The 15,978-nt window shown below is 60.8% G+C and carries 19 protein-coding genes; 4 read left to right on the forward strand and 15 right to left on the reverse strand.

The window, feature by feature from the left end; genetic code table 11:
* Nucleotides 1-85: 85 nt before the first annotated feature.
* The 10 genes from E1K68_RS09985 to soxR form a co-directional block, all read right to left on the reverse strand.
* Nucleotides 86-1,039 (reverse strand): zinc ABC transporter substrate-binding protein, encoded by a 954-nt coding sequence (locus E1K68_RS09985; RefSeq protein ID WP_212614020.1) that lies wholly within the window; start codon nucleotides 1,037-1,039, stop codon nucleotides 86-88.
* Entirely contained in the window at nucleotides 1,039-1,938 is a 900-nt protein-coding gene (locus E1K68_RS09990) for a metal ABC transporter permease (RefSeq protein ID WP_054897877.1), read from the reverse strand. Before E1K68_RS09990 ends, E1K68_RS09985 begins: the two co-directional genes overlap by 1 nt.
* Entirely contained in the window at nucleotides 1,935-2,681 is a 747-nt protein-coding gene (locus E1K68_RS09995) for a metal ABC transporter ATP-binding protein (protein ID WP_169912195.1), read from the reverse strand. Before E1K68_RS09995 ends, E1K68_RS09990 begins: the two co-directional genes overlap by 4 nt.
* Nucleotides 2,678-3,598 carry a metal ABC transporter substrate-binding protein gene (locus E1K68_RS10000; protein ID WP_034135210.1) on the reverse strand — a complete coding sequence of 307 codons (921 nt, stop codon included), beginning with the start codon at nucleotides 3,596-3,598 and terminating at the stop codon, nucleotides 2,678-2,680. Before E1K68_RS10000 ends, E1K68_RS09995 begins: the two co-directional genes overlap by 4 nt.
* Before the next feature lie 19 nt (nucleotides 3,599-3,617).
* Nucleotides 3,618-4,178, reverse strand: coding sequence for a DUF6162 family protein (locus E1K68_RS10005; protein ID WP_003190160.1), 561 nt, complete (start codon nucleotides 4,176-4,178; stop codon nucleotides 3,618-3,620).
* Complete coding sequence (locus E1K68_RS10010; RefSeq protein ID WP_003190163.1) at nucleotides 4,175-4,498, reverse strand: hypothetical protein; 324 nt, start codon at nucleotides 4,496-4,498, stop codon at nucleotides 4,175-4,177. Before E1K68_RS10010 ends, E1K68_RS10005 begins: the two co-directional genes overlap by 4 nt.
* Entirely contained in the window at nucleotides 4,495-5,031 is a 537-nt protein-coding gene (locus E1K68_RS10015; RefSeq protein ID WP_003190164.1) for a hypothetical protein, read from the reverse strand. Before E1K68_RS10015 ends, E1K68_RS10010 begins: the two co-directional genes overlap by 4 nt.
* Complete coding sequence (locus E1K68_RS10020; protein WP_003190166.1) at nucleotides 5,028-6,230, reverse strand: PepSY domain-containing protein; 1,203 nt, start codon at nucleotides 6,228-6,230, stop codon at nucleotides 5,028-5,030. Before E1K68_RS10020 ends, E1K68_RS10015 begins: the two co-directional genes overlap by 4 nt.
* A gap of 351 nt (nucleotides 6,231-6,581) precedes the next feature.
* Entirely contained in the window at nucleotides 6,582-7,043 is a 462-nt protein-coding gene (locus E1K68_RS10025; protein ID WP_094775472.1) for a VOC family protein, read from the reverse strand.
* A gap of 84 nt (nucleotides 7,044-7,127) precedes the next feature.
* Nucleotides 7,128-7,577, reverse strand: a complete 450-nt coding sequence (gene soxR, locus E1K68_RS10030; protein WP_034135000.1) for a redox-sensitive transcriptional activator SoxR — start codon at nucleotides 7,575-7,577, stop codon at nucleotides 7,128-7,130.
* Nucleotides 7,578-7,677: 100 nt separating this feature from the next.
* Between soxR and E1K68_RS10035 the strand changes: the two genes are divergently transcribed.
* Nucleotides 7,678-8,043, forward strand: a complete 366-nt coding sequence (locus E1K68_RS10035; protein WP_003190171.1) for an antibiotic biosynthesis monooxygenase — start codon at nucleotides 7,678-7,680, stop codon at nucleotides 8,041-8,043.
* On the opposite strand, the gene E1K68_RS10040 is transcribed toward E1K68_RS10035, so the two are convergent.
* On the reverse strand, nucleotides 8,032-9,129 hold the full coding sequence (locus E1K68_RS10040) for a sigma-54 dependent transcriptional regulator (RefSeq protein ID WP_034134999.1): 1,098 nt from the start codon (nucleotides 9,127-9,129) through the stop codon (nucleotides 8,032-8,034). The two genes, E1K68_RS10035 and E1K68_RS10040, sit on opposite strands and share 12 nt — an antisense overlap.
* A 266-nt stretch (nucleotides 9,130-9,395) precedes the next feature.
* Here E1K68_RS10040 and E1K68_RS10045 point away from each other — a divergent pair, with 266 nt between their 5' ends.
* The 3 genes from E1K68_RS10045 (at nucleotide 9,396) to E1K68_RS10055 (ending at nucleotide 12,915) form a co-directional block, all read left to right on the forward strand.
* Complete coding sequence (locus tag E1K68_RS10045; protein ID WP_212614021.1) at nucleotides 9,396-9,665, forward strand: hypothetical protein; 270 nt, start codon at nucleotides 9,396-9,398, stop codon at nucleotides 9,663-9,665.
* Between the two features lie 231 nt (nucleotides 9,666-9,896).
* The gene (locus tag E1K68_RS10050; RefSeq protein ID WP_212614022.1) at nucleotides 9,897-11,057 is read left to right on the forward strand and encodes an aminotransferase class V-fold PLP-dependent enzyme; all 1,161 of its coding nucleotides are present in this window, start codon (nucleotides 9,897-9,899) and stop codon (nucleotides 11,055-11,057) included.
* 49 nt (nucleotides 11,058-11,106) lie between these two features.
* The gene (locus E1K68_RS10055; RefSeq protein WP_212614023.1) at nucleotides 11,107-12,915 is read left to right on the forward strand and encodes an aminopeptidase P family protein; all 1,809 of its coding nucleotides are present in this window, start codon (nucleotides 11,107-11,109) and stop codon (nucleotides 12,913-12,915) included.
* Between the two features lie 38 nt (nucleotides 12,916-12,953).
* Here E1K68_RS10055 and E1K68_RS10060 read toward each other — a convergent pair whose 3' ends face one another.
* The 4 genes from E1K68_RS10060 to rhtA form a co-directional block, all read right to left on the reverse strand.
* Nucleotides 12,954-13,544, reverse strand: coding sequence for a 2-hydroxychromene-2-carboxylate isomerase (locus E1K68_RS10060; protein WP_003190179.1), 591 nt, complete (start codon nucleotides 13,542-13,544; stop codon nucleotides 12,954-12,956).
* Nucleotides 13,545-13,578: 34 nt separating this feature from the next.
* The gene (locus E1K68_RS10065; protein WP_212614024.1) at nucleotides 13,579-14,310 is read right to left on the reverse strand and encodes an SDR family oxidoreductase; all 732 of its coding nucleotides are present in this window, start codon (nucleotides 14,308-14,310) and stop codon (nucleotides 13,579-13,581) included.
* Nucleotides 14,311-14,408: 98 nt separating this feature from the next.
* Nucleotides 14,409-14,690 (reverse strand): hypothetical protein, encoded by a 282-nt coding sequence (locus E1K68_RS10070; RefSeq protein WP_003190182.1) that lies wholly within the window; start codon nucleotides 14,688-14,690, stop codon nucleotides 14,409-14,411.
* Nucleotides 14,691-14,853: 163 nt separating this feature from the next.
* Nucleotides 14,854-15,741, reverse strand: a complete 888-nt coding sequence (rhtA, locus tag E1K68_RS10075; RefSeq protein ID WP_212614025.1) for a threonine/homoserine exporter RhtA — start codon at nucleotides 15,739-15,741, stop codon at nucleotides 14,854-14,856.
* Between the last annotated feature and the right edge of the window lie 237 nt (nucleotides 15,742-15,978).

Raw genomic sequence — 15,978 nt, forward strand, 5'->3', positions numbered from 1 at the left:
TGCCTGATAAACCGAGGCGCCCGCATCGCAGGCAAGCCAGCTCCCACATTGAACCGAGTTTATCGCTGACGGATCGGTGGCTCGCCTAGGGCGTAAGTGCCTTGATCACTTGGTCCACATTGGTTTCCAACTCCGTCACCGGGTCGGCACCGTCCACATTCAATACCAATAGTCTGGAGCCGCCGGCATTTACGGCGGCTTTGACCGCATCACTCGGTTGACGGTGATGCAGCACCACCGCCACGTCGTTGTCCTTCAACTCGGCGCTGAGTTTCTGCAGCGCCTCAGGCGTCCACTCGGCGTCGGGCCGTGCATCGGTGCTGAGCACTTCCAGGTTCAGGCTGCTGACCAGGTACGCGAAGTGATCGCTCAAGCTGACCACACTCAGGTTGTCGGCCTTGGCCAATCGCGCTTCGCTGTCGGCGGTGAGCTTGAGCAAACGCTGTTTGAGCGCGGCCAGGTTGGCGTCGATCCTGGGTTTGGCTGCCGGGGCCAGGCGGCCCAGGTCGGCGGCCATTACGTCGGCCATGCGCCCCATATTGTTGCTCGATTGCCAGGGTTGGCTGTTCAAGCCATCGGTGACCCCCGGTTGTACTGCGATACCCGGCAAGCCACCGTCCACCGGGCGTGCGGCATCGACTTCGACGATGCGGATATTGCTGCGCCGTGCCACGGGGTACAGCGGGTCATCGGCCCACAGCGAGCGCAGGCCGATGGCCGCGTCGGCGTCCAGCGCCAACTTGTTCAATGCCGCAGCACCGCGGCCGGTGAAGTAGGACACCTGCCGCGAGCCGGGTAAATTGGCCGGCGCGGCGCGTTCAAGCGCTACGTTGGTGCCTTTGAGCAGCGCTTCGGCCAGACCATAGGTAATCGGCAGCGAGGCCAGCACCTTGACCGGCGGCTTGGTCTTGGTCAGGGCTGCGTGACCGAGGCCCTGGTTGACTTTGAAGTCCTTGGCGTCGAAACCGTCGACGGCCAGCGCCGACGTACTCATCAAGCAAGCGATGGCCAAGGCCAGTGGGCGAAAGGCAGGGCGCATTATCCAAGATTCCCTTTGAGGCTGGGCACAACGCCACGGGCGATGGCGGCGAAGGCGAAGGCGATCCCGGCAACCAGAATGATGGCGGCGCCGGAGGGGATGGGCAGGTCAAAGATGATCGGCAGCAGGATGCCGCACAGGGTGCTGACGGTAGCGATCAGCACCGAGATCCAGAAAAACCCTTTGAGTGACTGGCTCAACAGGCGCGCCGCCGCGGCAGGAATCACCAGCAAGGCACCGACCAGGATTGCGCCGATGACCTTGACCGCAGCCACGGTGATCAGGGTCACCAGGATCACGAACAAGTAGTCCAGGCTTTTCACCGCCACCCCGCGCACTGCCGCCAATTGCGGGTTGAAACTGGCCAGCATGATGCGGTTGTACAGTGGCAATGCCAGGGCCATCACCAGCGAGCCGACAATGGCCAGTACCAGCAGGTCGTTGCCGTTGACCGTCAGCACCGAGCCAAACAGCACGTTCTCGAGAATGTGCACGTTGATCTTGCCGGCCAGGATCAGCAGCAGGCTTGCCCCCAGTGCCAGGGACACCGACAGGAACACGCCGATCAAGGTGTCGGGCGCCAGGCCGGTGCGGTTACGCAGGTAATTGAGCAGGATGCCGAACAGCAGGCAGTAGCCAAACAGGCTGCCATAGGGCCCCGTATAGGGTTCGCCCAGCAGGATGCCCACGGCCACGCCGGTCAGTGCGGCATGGCCGACCGCTTCGGAGAAAAACGCAAAGCGCTTGACCACCACCAGCGTCCCCAGGCCGCCGAGTACCGGGCCGATCAACAAGCCGGCGAGCAGGGCGTTGACCACAAAACCGTAGGCCAGGGCTTCGGGCAGGTAACCGGAAGAGGCCCAGCCCTGGACCATCAAGCGAAAGGCTTCATAATTCATGGCGCCGGGCTCCGAGGGTGGGTGGAGAACAGAGTGAGCAGGCGGTCCGGGGTCAGCGCCTCTTTGGGTGTGGCGTCGAACAGCACGCGGCGGTTCAGACCGGTGACGCGATCCGCCAGGCGGCCCACGGCCTCCAGGTCGTGCTCGATCCACAGCACCGTAATCCCGGCCAGGCGCCAGTCGTTCAGCAGCCGTTCGAACACTTGGATACCCGCCTCGTCGAGGGCCGACATCGGCTCGTCCAGCACCAGCAACTGCGGCGCAGGAATCAGCCCCTGGGCCAGCAGTACGCGCTGGCGCTCACCGCCGGACAACGCGCCCATGCGGCGCTTGCGCTTGTCTTGCATGCCGACGCGCTCGAGGGCATCGCCAATCGCCGCCGCGTAATGCCTGGACAGGCCCAGAAACGCCGGGCGACGCTGGCACATGGCAGCCATGAAATCGTCCACGGTCATCGGCAGGCCCCGATCAAATTCCAGCGCCTGGGGCACGTAACCGACGGTGCCGGGTGTGGTTGGCCACTCCAGGCTCAAGCGCCCCTGGTGCGGCGTTTGCCCCAGCAGGGTCTTGATCAGCGAGCTTTTGCCGCCGCCATTGGGGCCGACCAGCGCATGGATGCTGCCCGGCTGTACCTGGAAGCTCACGCCATCGAGAATCACGGTGCGCCCCAGGGTCAGCGAGACCTGGTCGAAGTTCAGGGTCGGGCCGACGCTGGCGGCGTTCAGTTGCTGCGCGGCGGTCATGCTCCCGACTCCTGAATCGCGCGGACCACGGTGTTGAGGTTGCCGGTCATCTCCACTTCGTACTTCTCGGCGCTGTATTCGCCGTAGGAAATATGCGACAGCGGGTACAGCTTGACTCCAGATTCACGCTGGATGGTATCGACGTAGGTGGACGGGAAGTCCATCTCCGAGAAGATCACTTTCACATCCAGGGCGCGCAGTTCATCGATGGTCTTTTTCAGCTGGCTGGGGCTTGGCTCGATACCGTGGGCCGGCTCGACCACGGCGGTGACTTCCAGGCCAAACTCGCGCAACAGGTAGTCATAGGCCGCGTGCACAGTGGCGACGCGCAGGTCCGGGTTGGGCGCGCTGGTCAGCTTGGCCAGGGCGTCGGCGCGCATCTGGCGCAGGCGCTTGCCATAGGCGCGGGCGTTCTGGGTGTAGGTTTTGGCGTTGTCCGGGTCGAGCTTGCCCAACTCACGGGCAATGTTATTGACTTGGGCAATCGACGCGCTGATCGACAGGAAGGTGTGCGGGTTGACCACCTTGCCCGCACCGCGTGCCGCGTTACCGGTGGCGGCGAGCAACGGCACGTTGGCGTTTGCTTCGATCACCTTGATGTCCGGGCGCTCGCTGGTGGCGATCATGCGGTCGGCGAAGTCGTCATGGCCGACGCCGTTGAGCACGATGACATCCAGGGTGCCGATGCGCTTGATGTCTTCGGCGCGCGGCTCGTAGGCGTGGGGGTTGAAACCGGCGGGAATCAGCGGCACCACTTCGGCCTTGTCGCCCACGATATTGGTTACATAGCTGTAATAGGGGTGCAAGGTAATGCCGATACGCAGGCGCTTGGCCGCCTCGGCGTTGGCAAGGGGGGCGAGCATCAGGCTGAACAGGCCAACCATTAACAGGCGTAACAGGGGCGATGACATAGACATGGGCAATCGGTCTTCTCGTTCAGTGACGGTGCTGGCGGGTGACGCCGGCATCGAATTGCGCGACCACCTGCTGCCAGCCGGCCGCGATCAGCGCTTGGTCAGTGAGGTCGGACGGGGCGGCAAGGTTGGCGCTGCGGTTGAGCCAGATATCCGGCTCGCTGCCTTGCACGCGCATCAGCAGCGAACCGCTGGTGGCCGGCGCCTGGCTCAAACCCAGGTAGGCGGCGGGTGCCAGCAACTCCCAGCGATGGCCACCACGGCTGACCGAGCTGGCGTCCTGGGCAAACGGCGCGAAGCCTTCTTCGGCCAGTTGCTCAGGCGTCGGCAGGGCGCTGTGCTCCTGCTGCAACAGGTGGATTTCATCCAGGGTCACCCGCAGGTCGGCGTAGATGCCTTGCTCGGCCGCGCTCAGGTCGCGGCGGGCGTCCAGCTGGTGGCTTGGTACCGCCGCGACTTCCTGGGTTTCCCCGTGCAGCGCCACGACCGTGCCCGCCACCGCGAGGATGATCAGACACAACAGCAGCACATAAAGGGTTTCGTGGCCCGCCCCGGCGGGGCGTACAACCTGTGTGGTACTCATTGCGACGGGATATCCGCTTGGTCGATTTCCACCACGTGGCCGGGGCCGGCATCGAACAGCACGTAGAACTCGGCGGTGGGCTTCTTGAAGGTCAGGGTCGAATCCTCGCCGAGCTTGCCCGGCACCAGGATGGTTTCGTCGTAGCCGATCACATCCAGGGTTACGCCGGGGGCGCCACTGCCGTCGGAAAAACCGCCTTTGCACTGGATCTGCTCGCCGGGGATTTCCTTGCATTCGCACATCGGGTTATGGGCGAAGGCGGTGGTGCTCAGGCCGGCGCACAGCAACAGCGCGGCGCGGGTGAGGCGCTTGAACATCATGGTTTGACTCCTTGCTTGTTCAGCCAGGCAATGGTGGCAGGCGAGGCCTGGCTCAGCGGGATGGAACCCTGGTGCATGCTTCCGTCCCAGCCTTCCATGGTCACCCATATTTCGGCGTCCGCCGGGGTGCGTTCGGGGATTGGCAGGGCGGCGCCCATGCGATACGGCGTGCCGAAGAAGATCACTCCGGCGGCGCGCAGGCTGCGGGGTTTGCCGATACGCAGGTAAGTGGCCTTGACCTGCTCGGCGCAGGTGTCGCACAGGGCTGCGTTGAAGAACTTCATCGGGCCAGCCGGATCCGGGCTCGGGCCTTCGTTGCGAAACTCAGCCAGCGTCAGGCTCCAGGGCCCGACTTGCACTTGCCCGGCCACGCGTTCGCCGATGCCGGTATCCCCGCGAAACAGCGCGGCGTCGGCAAAGTACTTGGGCATGAACCCCAACGGCACCAGCAACAGCAGGATGTTGATATGGAAACGCCATTTCAGCCAGAAGGCGCGCAGCGGGGACGGCGGTACGGTCGCGACCTTGCTCATCGCTGGGCCTCCGAGGTTTCGGCGTGCATGGCCGGGATGGGCGCGGTTTGACGTTGCGTCTTGGCCTCGCGCTTGAGGGCGTTGAGGGTGGCCAGGGCAGTGCGCTTGGTCCAGATCAGCAGGCCGCTCAATACCATCATGCTCAGCACCAGGCCGAAGAACGCCCAGATCAGCTTGATCCACAAACCGCCAAAGTCCCCGGTGTGCAGCGGGCGCATCGACTCGGTGACGAACTCCAGCGGGGTGCGGTCGGACAATAAGTTCGAGAGCGCGATTTCACCGTCATAGGGGTTCAGTTGTGCGGTCTGGAACATCAACGGGTACCAGCCACGCCCGCCGATCTGCAGGTGGCTGTAGGCGTTGCTTGGCATGAACACAAAGCTGGCGTCCAGGCCGGGGATTTTCTCGGCGGCGATGTCGATCGCCTTGTCGATGGGGATCATCGGTGCCGGTACGCCCGGTGCCGACAACGGCACCTTTTCCCGCGCAATCACTGGCACGATGGGTTCGCTGGAAATGGATATCTGGTTGTCGCCCAGGACAGCCTCGATCAGGAACCAGGTGCCGGTGATTGAAATGACCGCGATAAACCAGATCGACCAGATGCCGCTCAGACGGTGAAAGTCGCCCCAGAAGATTCTCGCGCCGTGGCGGATGCGCAGGGTAGGGCGCAGGAAGCCTTTCCAGAAGCGCTTGTACACAACCAGCCCGGTGACCAGCGAAGCGAGCAGCGGCAAGCCCAACGCAGACACCAGGTACCAGCCCCAGCTGTACCCATTGGTGAACGGCACCAGCCACCAACCATGCAGGGCGCGGGTGAATTGCTGGAAGTTGAACGAGGGGCTGATGCCCTGGATCGCGCCGGTATAGGGGTTGGCATACACCTCCACGGAGCGCCCATCCGGGTAGCTGAGGCCAACGCTTAGCGCGAAGTGCGATTCATCCGGGCGGATGATGGACTGGACAATAGCCTTGGGTTCATCGCGCTTTATGGCCGCGATCACCTGGTCAAAGCTCAGCGGCTGGGCATCATCCGACGGCTTGCTGGCGCGGATATCCGGGTTGGCCAGCCACACGATTTCCTGGCTCACCACGGCCAGGGTGCCGGTGACGCAGACGATCAGTACAAAGAACCAGATGGGCAATGCCAGCCAGCTATGGACGAGAAACCAGAGTTTGGAGCGTGACTTCTTCGACATATGAATGGGGGTCTTGATCGGAGGGGGCGATAGAGGCCCGGAAAAGGCCAGTCGTAGCTTTTGCTGACGCGACAGGCTGTATCTAAGTTAAGACGGATGAGAATGAGAAATCCCTAAGGGGGATATGAAAGAAAATGTTTCAGGATCGCTTTCAGGGTGTGTGGCGTAACCTTTGAGACATAGCTGCCTGCCAGCCGACGCCTTTCTATCTGACGCGCTGAGGTCTAAATGTGGGAGCTGGCTTGCCTGCGATGGCGGTGGTTCAGTTGCAGATTAATTGACTGACCCGTCGCCATCGCGGGCAAGCCCGCTCCCACAGGGGATTGATGCCGGGCGCTGATTGCGCTGCAACTATCCGCCTTGCTTGAACATTTGCATGGCACGCTGGCGGATCTGTTCCTCGCTCAGGTCTTCCTTGTGAGTCGCCAGGAACCACAGGTGCCCGAACGGATCCTTCACACTCGCCGAGCGATCCCCATAGAACTGATCCTGCGGCTTGGATAACACGCTGGCGCCGGCATCAATTGCCTGTTTGAATTGTTCGTCCACGTCATTCACATACAGGTGCAGGCCGACACTGGGATGTGCGTCGGGATTGCGCAGGGCCGTTTCGTCGCAGGGCGTGCCCAGCATGATCACCGCTTCGCCAATGCGCAGTTCCGCATGGCCGACCCTGCCGTCAGGCATGTCCAGGCGCATGAACACTGAGGCGCCAAAGGCCTTCTTGTAGAACTCGATTGCCTTTGCGGCCTCGTTGATGCCCAGATAGGGGGTAATGCCCTGATAACCCTCGGGAATAGCTTTAACGCTCATAACGTTCTCCTTGAGTCGAGGTACGAGCATTTCACTATAGGCCACGTAATGCGTGGTCTGCGGGCAACCGACGAGGTGCTTTTATCAAGGCTGTGTGGTGGGCTCCAGCAACTGGGCGCCTGGCCCATACTCAGCGAGCTTATCGTCCTGATTGCGCAACGGGCACGCCTCCATCGACAAGCACCCGCAACCGATGCAGCCATTGAGCTTGTCGCGTAGCAGCATCAGCTTGTTGATGCGCTCATCCAGGTCTTCACGCCACAACGCCGACAGGCGCTCCCAGTCTTGAGCATTGGGTGTGCGCCCATCGGGCAAGGCCTGCAATGCCTCGCCAATGTTGGCCAGCGGAATGCCCAAGCGCTGGGCGATCTTGATCAGCACCACGCGCCGCAGCACATCACGTGGATAACGCCGCTGGTTACCGGCATTGCGATTACTCTTGATCAGCCCTTTGGCCTCGTAGAAGTGCAGGGCGGTCACCGCCACGCCGCTGCGGGCTGCGAGCTGACCGACGCTGAGTTCCTTAGTGAGCATGAACCTCTCCCAAACAGTGCTTGACCTCGACTTAACTAGAGGTTTTACCCTGCGTGGCATCGAATCGCAAGATTCTGCCTACAGAGAGAGGGGAGTTTTCATGCCGGTATCAGAGAAGAGTCGCAGCTTCACTCAACTGATCGAATTTCACATCGAACCCCGTCAGCAATCCGCCCTGGTGGCCGCCTTGGCCACCCAGAGCGAGCGTCTGGCCGTGCGCCATGGCGGCTTCTTGAGTGCCAGCGTACAGGTCAGCGATGACGGGCGCAGGGTGCTCAATTATTTGCAATGGCAGTCGCGCGAGGAGGGTGAGGCCGCCTTTAAATGTTTTGAGCAAGGCGGCGAAGATTTCTGGACGCTGATCCGTGCTCACCGGGCCACGGCCGTGACCTTTGGCGCATTCCAGGTACTGCGCAGTTTTGAGCGCAATCAGGACGATGCCTTGCACTGCCGACTAAATGGATAGGTGCAGCATCCGTTCGCCTTGCACATTTTCCCCGGGCCTGCGCTTGCTTACCGCCAGTTCGCCGATCTTGATCAGGCGAGCGCGAGCGACGTTGCGGCTCAGTCCCAGCAAGTTGGCGGTGTGCACTTGGTTGTGGTGGCTGAAGTGATAAGCAGCGCGCAATAAAGCGTCCTCGACCTTTTCATGCAGGGCGCCGGCCTGTTCCTCGAAGAGCTTTTGAAACGCCCGCGCCAGCAGGGCTTCTGCACTGGGATCGGTGTCGTTGTCGTTCTGGCGTTCGATGCGCAGGCCCGACAGGCGCAGGTCGTCGGGTTCGATCACAGCGTTGCGGCAGATCAGCAGGGTGTGATGAATCACGTTCTCCAGCTCACGGATATTGCCCGGCCAGCTGTAGCGCTTGAGCTTATGCTCGGCCAGGTGGCTCACGCTGATCGGGCCGTAACCCAGGCGCTGGCTGTAGGTTTGGATGAAGTGCCGGGTCAGTGGCAGGATATCGCCGGTACGTTCGCGCAGCGGGCTCAATGCCAGGCTGACTACATTGAGGCGGTAGTAGAGGTCTTCACGGAAACGCCCAACATTGATGGCCTTTTCCAGTTGTACATTGGTGGCCGCCAGGACTCGCACATCGATAGCAATGCGCTTGCGCGAACCCAGGCGCACCACCTCTCGCTCCTGTAGCACCCGCAGCAGCTTGACCTGGATGGCCATCGGCAAATCGCCGATCTCATCTAGAAACAAGGTGCCGCCGTCAGCCTCTTCGAACCAGCCGGCCTTGGCGCTGAGGGCACCGGTAAAGGCGCCTTTCTCATGGCCGAACAACTCGGCTTCCACCAGGGATTGCGAAAAGGCCCCGCAGTTCACCGCCACGAAGGGCCGGTTTCGCCGCGCACTGAGGTGGTGGATATGCCGTGCAACAAGTTCTTTGCCGGTGCCGGTTTCGCCAATGATCAGCACGCTGGCTTCGCTGGGGGCCACTTGCTGGATATGGTCGAGCAGGGCCTGGGACTTTGGGTCTTCGAAAACCTGGGCTGTGGCGCGGATCGAGGTGGCTAGGGCAGGCGAGGGCGGCAGGGTGAACAGCTGCATGGTGACCTCTCATGGGAGTTCGGGCTTTGTTGAAGGGCTGTTGCCTGATGGGCAGCGGGCTGCACGCAAAGTCTTTATAGAGGTAGCGTCTTAATTCGTAAATGAAGGTGTTTCTATATTTATAGAACTTAAATGAATATGGAGGTGTTTCCGCCTAGGCGCCGATACGCGTGATAGCGACTATCACGGACGATGATTTTTCAGCGAGAGGGGCCGGGAGTAGCCTGTGTTCATTGACTCGAAACCACCTTCGCAGGGCCAACGCCATGAAACGTTTCCTCGCTGTTTCCTTTTTACTTGTCACCTCTGTCCTTGCGGGTTGTGCGACCCAGCCTTCCCCGGAGTTGCGTCCCTATACGGCCGAGGAAACCAAGCAGTTGGCCCTGGAAGCCCTGGGCCGTCGCGGCTTGTCGTTTGACGACTATCAACGCCAGCGCGCCGCGTTGCTTGGCCAGCCACAAAAGCCTTTCGGTTTTGATCGCCAAGGTGAAATGAACGCCGAGCGCAGCGTGGTCCTGCATGGCCGCCCCAGTTGAGCGCGCTTCTTGCATCAAAAAGCCCGAGGCTTCCCACAAGGAACCTCGGGCTTTTTGTTTGCCATGGGGCTACTTCAGCCTGTTAAGCTCAATTCCAGGAGCGTTCCTACGCACATTTAAATAAAGTTACCTTCTTTAATGGCATTCGATCGGTTAAACCTGACGACCTCTGTTCTGGTCGATGCCCCCGAGACGCTGCTCTTGGGAATACGCTCTGCGAGTTTTAACCTCATGAATAAACGTCCGTTGTATTTCGACTACGCCGCCACCACGCCGGTGGATGAGCGAGTTATCCAGGTGATGGTCGAGTGTCTGGGTTTCAACGCCCATTTCGGCAACCCTGCGTCCAGTTCCCATGCATTCGGCCAAGCGGCTAGGCAGAAGGTTGAACAGGCGCGTCGCCAGGTGGCCGAGTTGGTGGGGGCGCAGGCCGAGCAGATCGTCTGGACCTCCGGTGCCACAGAATCCAACAACCTTGCGCTCAAGGGCGTGGCCCAGGGCCGTGGTGTGGCGGGTGGGCATATCATCACCAGCCAGATCGAACACAAGGCCACGCTGGACACCGCGCGGCAATTGCAGGAAGCCGGTGTGGCAGTGACTTACCTGGTACCGGATGCAGACGGCTTGATCAGCGTCGAGGCGGTCAGCGAAGCCTTGCGCGAGGACACCTTTCTTGTCTCGCTGATGCTGGTCAACAACGAACTCGGGACCCTCAACGATATCCCGGCCATTGGCGCGCGGGTGCGTGAGCAGGGCGCGTTGTTCCATGTGGACGCGGCGCAAGGGACGGGCAAGGTGGCTATCGACCTGGCCCAGTGGCCGGTGGACCTGATGTCGTTCTCTGCTCATAAGTTGTATGGGCCCAAGGGCATCGGCGCGTTATATGTCGGGCCGCGGGCGCAGCAGAAGGTATTGGCGCAGATTCACGGCGGTGGCCACGAAGGCGGTTTGCGCTCCGGCACCCTGGCGACCCATCAGATTGCCGGTATGGGCACGGCGTTTGCCCTTGCGGCGGCGTCTTTCGCGGATGAGAAGGCCACGATTGTCGCGCTGCGCCAGCGCTTGCTGGATCAGTTGGCGTCGGTTGCCGGCTTGCGTCTTAATGGCAGCCCAACCCAGCGTATTCCGCACACATTGAGCCTTACCTTCAGCGAAGGCGAATTCAATTCAGCCGCATTGAGTGCAGGCATTGCCTTTTCCGCGACTTCAGCGTGCAATTCGGCCAGCAATGCGCCGTCCCATGTGCTCCTGGCCTTGGGGCATGACGCCCGCAGTGCCGCTCGCACTATTCGCTTGAGCCTGGGCCGGTTCACCACCGAACAGGATATCGACCAGGCCGCGCAGTTGATCAAGGCCGCGTTGGCGAGTGCGCCGGCATTCTGGGCGGTCTGATTTATCATTCGCAACACATAACAATTATTAGTGGTTAGCAGGAGACACAATGAGTACGCAGCCTTTGACCCATGGAACGGTTCCCCAGCGCCTGGCGCACACCCGTGAACTGATTCGCCGCGAAGGCATTCATGCCCTGCTGGTGCCATCGGCGGACCCGCACCTGTCCGAATATTTGCCGGGTTACTGGCAAGGGCGTCAGTGGTTGTCCGGCTTTCATGGTTCGGTGGGCACCCTGATCGTCACGGCGGAGTTTGCCGGGGTCTGGGCGGACAGCCGTTACTGGGAACAGGCGACCAAGGAACTCAAGGGCAGCGGTATCGAGTTGGTGAAGCTGCAACCGGGTCAGCCTGGGCCGCTGGAGTGGTTGGCGGAGCAAACCCCTGAGGGTGGCGTGGTGGCGGTGGACGGCGCGGTCATGGCCGTGGCCTCGGCACGCACCCTGGGTGGCAAGTTGGCCGAGCGTGGCGCGCGTCTGCGTACCGATATCGATGTACTCAATGATGTCTGGCAAGACCGCCCGGCGCTGCCGAACCAGCCGATCTATCAGCATCTGCCGCCCCAGGCCACGGTCAGTCGTGGCGAGAAACTGGCCGCTTTGCGCGCCAGTTTGAAAGACAAGGGCGCCGACTGGCATTTCATCGCGACGCTGGATGACATCGCCTGGCTATTCAACCTGCGCGGCGCTGATGTGTCGTTCAATCCGGTGTTTGTGTCCTTTGCCTTGATCAATCAGCAGCAGGCGACTTTGTTTGTGGCGTTGGGCAAGGTCGATGCGCCTCTGCGGGCGGTGCTTGAGCAGGATGGCGTGACCCTGCGTGATTACAGCGAGGTGGCGCACGCGCTGCGAGCGGTACCGGCGGGCGCAAGCTTGCAAGTAGACCCGGCCCGCGTCACCGCCGGCTTGCTGGAAAACCTCGACGCGGGCGTCAAGCTGGTTGAAAGCCTCAACCCCACCACACTGGCCAAATCCCGCAAGAGCCTGGCAGACGCGGAACATATCCGCCAAGCCATGGAACAGGATGGTGCGGCGCTGTGCGAATTCTTTGCCTGGCTCGACAGTGCCCTGGGCCGCGAGCGCATTACCGAACTGACGATTGACGAACACCTGACCGCTGCGCGTACCCGCCGCCCAGGCTATGTATCGCTGAGCTTCAACACCATTGCCGCCTTCAATGCCAACGGCGCGATGCCGCATTACCACGCCACCGAAGAAGAGCATGCGCTGATCGAAGGTGATGGCTTGCTGTTGATCGACTCGGGCGGCCAGTACCTGGGCGGAACCACGGACATCACGCGGATGGTGCCCATCGGTACACCGAGTGAGGAACAGAAGCGCGATTGCACGCGGGTACTCAAGGGCGTGATTGCCCTGTCCCGTGCGCAGTTCCCCAAAGGCATTCTTTCACCGTTGCTGGATGCCATTGCCCGGGCACCGATCTGGGCAGAAGGCGTGGACTACGGTCACGGTACAGGCCACGGCGTAGGTTATTTCCTCAACGTGCATGAGGGCCCGCAGGTGATTGCCTATCAAGCCGCTGCGGCGCCACAAACGGCGATGCAGCCAGGGATGATTACGTCAATTGAGCCGGGTACTTATCGCCCTGGCCGTTGGGGCGTGCGCATTGAGAACCTGGTGTTGAACCGTGAAGCGGGCAAGACCGAGTTTGGCGAATTCCTCAAGTTCGAAACCCTGACCCTGTGCCCGATTGATACCCGGTGCTTGGAGCCGTCGTTGCTGACGGCGGATGAGCGTGAATGGTTCAACGCGTATCACGCCCAGGTGCGTGAGCGTTTGAGCCCGCTGCTCAATGGTGCAGCGCTTGAGTGGTTGCAGGTGCGCACTGCGGCGATTTGATCGGTTGCAGCCAAGGCATTGCCGGCTGCAATCGATATCTAGCTGAGCGCTTCACGCACAAAGTCCAGACGGTCCTGGCCGAAGAACAGCTGGTTTCCTACAAAGAAACTGGGAGCGCCGAACACGCCGCGCTTAATGGCTTGTTCGGTTTTGTCCTTGAGAGCGTCCTTGACGGCTGCATCGTTTGACAGGGCCAGTACCTGCTCGGGATCGAACCCCTGTTCGGTGAGCACATTGGCCACGACCTCTGGGTCGCCCAAGTGACGGCCTTCCACCCATAGTGCTCGGAAAAGGCAGTCGATGAAGTCGAGGAAGCGCTCAGGCTGGTGGATTTGAATGCCGGTGACAGCGCGCATCAGCAGCAAGGTATTGATGGGAAAGTGCGGGTTGAACCTGAGCGGCACGTTGTAGCGTTTGGCGTAACGCGCCAGGTCATCGAGCATGTAGCGACCCTTGGCGGGCACCGTGATCGGCGAGGCATTGCCCGTGGCCTTGAATACACCGCCCAATAGCATGGGTTGATACACCACCTGTGCGCCGGTTTCGGCACACAGCGCCGGCAACTGGGTATAGGCCAGGTAAGTGGCGGGGCTGCCGAGATCAAAGAAAAACTCCAGGGTTTTACTCATGGTCTGTACTCGCTGCTTATTGTTATAGGGGGCGTCACCAGGTTTCGTTCCAGGGGCGCAGGTCCAGTTCGAACGTCCAGGCGTCCCGTGGCTGGCGATGCAGGAACCAATAGTTGTCGGCAATATGGTCAGGGTTGAGGAGGGCGTCCTGATCCTTGAGGGCGTACTTTTGCGGGAAATTCTCGCGAATGAAGTCGGTATCGATGGCGCCGTCGACCACCACATGGGCGACATGGATGTTCATCGGGCCCAACTCCCGCGCCATGCTTTGTGCCAGGGCGCGTATCCCGTGTTTGGCGCCGGCGAAGGCGGCAAACCCTGCGCTCCCGCGCAAGCCGGCGGTGGCGCCGGTGAACAGGATAGTGCCGCGGTTGCGCGTGACCATGCGCTTGGCGACTTCCCGTGCGTTCAGGAAGCCGGAGAAGCACGCCATCTCCCAGATCTTGAAGTACTTGCGCGCGGTTTCTTCCAGAATGCTGCAAGGCACATTGGCGCCGATGTTGAAGACGAACGCTTCAATAGGCCCCAGCTCGGTTTCGATTTGCTCGACCAGTGCGATCACGTCTTCTTCTTTACGTGCATCACAGGCAAAGCCATGGGCTTCACCGCCGGCTGACTGAATGCTGTCTACCAGGGGCTGCAGTTTGTCGGCGCTGCGACGGGTGACGCAGGCGATGTAGCCTTCGCGGGCAAAGCGTCTGGCTATGGCGCCGCCGGTTGCGTCTCCGGCACCCACTACTAATACGATTTTCTTGTTGTGCGGCATGGGAACTCCATTGGCTCGATGGTCGAGCAGGAGTTTAGCCTTCATGCCGCAAATGGCCGGGATTTAAGATGAGCAGTCAGGACAGACTGCTCGGGCAACTATTTGCAGATGACGATCATGCTACGGCTGGTATAGCCGGCAGGGTTGAGACCGAAGGGGTAGTCCCCAGGCTCCTCGGAGTTATCGCCGGATTTGGCGATCACCCGGTAGCCCTTGGCGCCGCATGAGTTGGCAGCACTGGTGTAGCACTGGTCCCAGGAGGAGGACAGGCCCGAACAGTTGATATGCAGCCCTTTCTTACCCCGTTTCACTTCTGTTTTTGTGGTTGCAGCACAGCCAGCGATGCCCACAACCAGCAACAGTATCAAAATTCGTTTCATTCCCATCCTTAATAGCCGCCCTGCAAAAGAACAGAGCCGCTTTACTCGCTCTCGAGCGAAGCGTTCATGCTGTCCGTGCCGAAATTCTCCATGAATGACATTCGGTTACGGCCTAAACATGGCCTAAATGAGCGGCAAATACCAGCGCTGGCTTCAAAGACGATCAGTCGGCGGGCACCAGCGGTTTGGATTCGTTACGCATCGTCAACGTGGCGCCTACCGAAGCCAGGATAATGCAGGTGATGGCCAGCCATTGGGCTAGAGATAAATGCTCATGCAGAAAGAACAGGCCGGAAAGGGCGCCGAACGCCGGTTCGATACTCATCAACGTGCCGAACGTGCGGGCGGGCAGCCGAGTCAGCGCGACCATCTCCAACGTATAGGGCAAGGCCGTGGAGAGAATCGCGACGCCGATGGCGATAGGGATCAGGGCAGGTGTCAGCAGCGCGGCGCCCGCATGCACGATGCCGATCGGTGCGACGAACAGGGCGGCAATCATCACGCCGAGTGCGGCGGTCTGAACACCATTGTCGTTCCCTGCTTTTTGGCCGAACAAAATATAGAGTGCCCAGCATCCGCCTGCGCCCAGCGCGTAAGCCGCGCCGATCCAGTCGATACCGCTACTGGCCTCACCCATCGGAATCAACAGCAGCAGGCCAATGATTGCCAGGGCAATCCACAGGAAATCGACAGCTCGGCGCGAGGCATAAATAGCGACGGCAAGCGGGCCTGTGAATTCGAGTGCTACTGCAATCCCCAGCGGTACGGTGCGAAGGGACATATAGAAGAGGAAGTTCATGCCGCCCAGCGCCATCCCGTAAATGATCACCGTGCGCAAGGACTTGGCTGTCAGCGTGGCGCGCCATGGGCGTAATAGCACCAGCATGATCACACTGGCAAAAACCAAGCGCAGGGCAGTGGTGCCCTGTGCTCCGACGATAGGGAACATGCTTTTGGCCAATGACGCACCGGATTGGATGGACGCCATGGCGATTAATAGCAGGCCGATCGGAAACAATGCGGATGCCAGGCTGCGAGGAGGGGTGGTCATTGCGGGAGTTCTTCCGAAGTCATGATCGATAAATACGTGGCGCTATGATGCTTAACTGCCGGCGAATGAGCAATATATTGCGCAAAAACTGTCTCGTTGCTATCTATATAGTGGAAGTTTCGGGTTTTTGAGGTTTTTGATAGGAAAACTGAATAATTGGGTTGACGGCAGATTCTGGAAGCCTATAATTCGCCCCACTTCCGGCGCAGTCGAAACGGAAAACTCCTTGGTAAACAA

The sequence above is a fragment of the Pseudomonas sp. B2021 genome (assembly GCF_018135665.1).
GTDB classification, from domain to species: domain Bacteria; phylum Pseudomonadota; class Gammaproteobacteria; order Pseudomonadales; family Pseudomonadaceae; genus Aquipseudomonas; species Aquipseudomonas lactis.

Coding starts and splice junctions, on each gene's coding strand:
- E1K68_RS09985 (WP_212614020.1), bottom strand. CDS start 1,039: ATGCGCCCTGCCTTTCGCCCACTGGCCTTGGCCATCGCTTGCTTGATG.
- E1K68_RS09990 (WP_054897877.1), bottom strand. CDS start 1,938: ATGAATTATGAAGCCTTTCGCTTGATGGTCCAGGGCTGGGCCTCTTCC.
- E1K68_RS09995 (WP_169912195.1), bottom strand. CDS start 2,681: ATGACCGCCGCGCAGCAACTGAACGCCGCCAGCGTCGGCCCGACCCTG.
- E1K68_RS10000 (WP_034135210.1), bottom strand. CDS start 3,598: ATGTCTATGTCATCGCCCCTGTTACGCCTGTTAATGGTTGGCCTGTTC.
- E1K68_RS10005 (WP_003190160.1), bottom strand. CDS start 4,178: ATGAGTACCACACAGGTTGTACGCCCCGCCGGGGCGGGCCACGAAACC.
- E1K68_RS10010 (WP_003190163.1), bottom strand. CDS start 4,498: ATGATGTTCAAGCGCCTCACCCGCGCCGCGCTGTTGCTGTGCGCCGGC.
- E1K68_RS10015 (WP_003190164.1), bottom strand. CDS start 5,031: ATGAGCAAGGTCGCGACCGTACCGCCGTCCCCGCTGCGCGCCTTCTGG.
- E1K68_RS10020 (WP_003190166.1), bottom strand. CDS start 6,230: ATGTCGAAGAAGTCACGCTCCAAACTCTGGTTTCTCGTCCATAGCTGG.
- E1K68_RS10025 (WP_094775472.1), bottom strand. CDS start 7,043: ATGAGCGTTAAAGCTATTCCCGAGGGTTATCAGGGCATTACCCCCTAT.
- soxR (WP_034135000.1), bottom strand. CDS start 7,577: ATGCTCACTAAGGAACTCAGCGTCGGTCAGCTCGCAGCCCGCAGCGGC.
- E1K68_RS10035 (WP_003190171.1), top strand. CDS start 7,678: ATGCCGGTATCAGAGAAGAGTCGCAGCTTCACTCAACTGATCGAATTT.
- E1K68_RS10040 (WP_034134999.1), bottom strand. CDS start 9,129: ATGCAGCTGTTCACCCTGCCGCCCTCGCCTGCCCTAGCCACCTCGATC.
- E1K68_RS10045 (WP_212614021.1), top strand. CDS start 9,396: ATGAAACGTTTCCTCGCTGTTTCCTTTTTACTTGTCACCTCTGTCCTT.
- E1K68_RS10050 (WP_212614022.1), top strand. CDS start 9,897: ATGAATAAACGTCCGTTGTATTTCGACTACGCCGCCACCACGCCGGTG.
- E1K68_RS10055 (WP_212614023.1), top strand. CDS start 11,107: ATGAGTACGCAGCCTTTGACCCATGGAACGGTTCCCCAGCGCCTGGCG.
- E1K68_RS10060 (WP_003190179.1), bottom strand. CDS start 13,544: ATGAGTAAAACCCTGGAGTTTTTCTTTGATCTCGGCAGCCCCGCCACT.
- E1K68_RS10065 (WP_212614024.1), bottom strand. CDS start 14,310: ATGCCGCACAACAAGAAAATCGTATTAGTAGTGGGTGCCGGAGACGCA.
- E1K68_RS10070 (WP_003190182.1), bottom strand. CDS start 14,690: ATGAAACGAATTTTGATACTGTTGCTGGTTGTGGGCATCGCTGGCTGT.
- rhtA (WP_212614025.1), bottom strand. CDS start 15,741: ATGACCACCCCTCCTCGCAGCCTGGCATCCGCATTGTTTCCGATCGGC.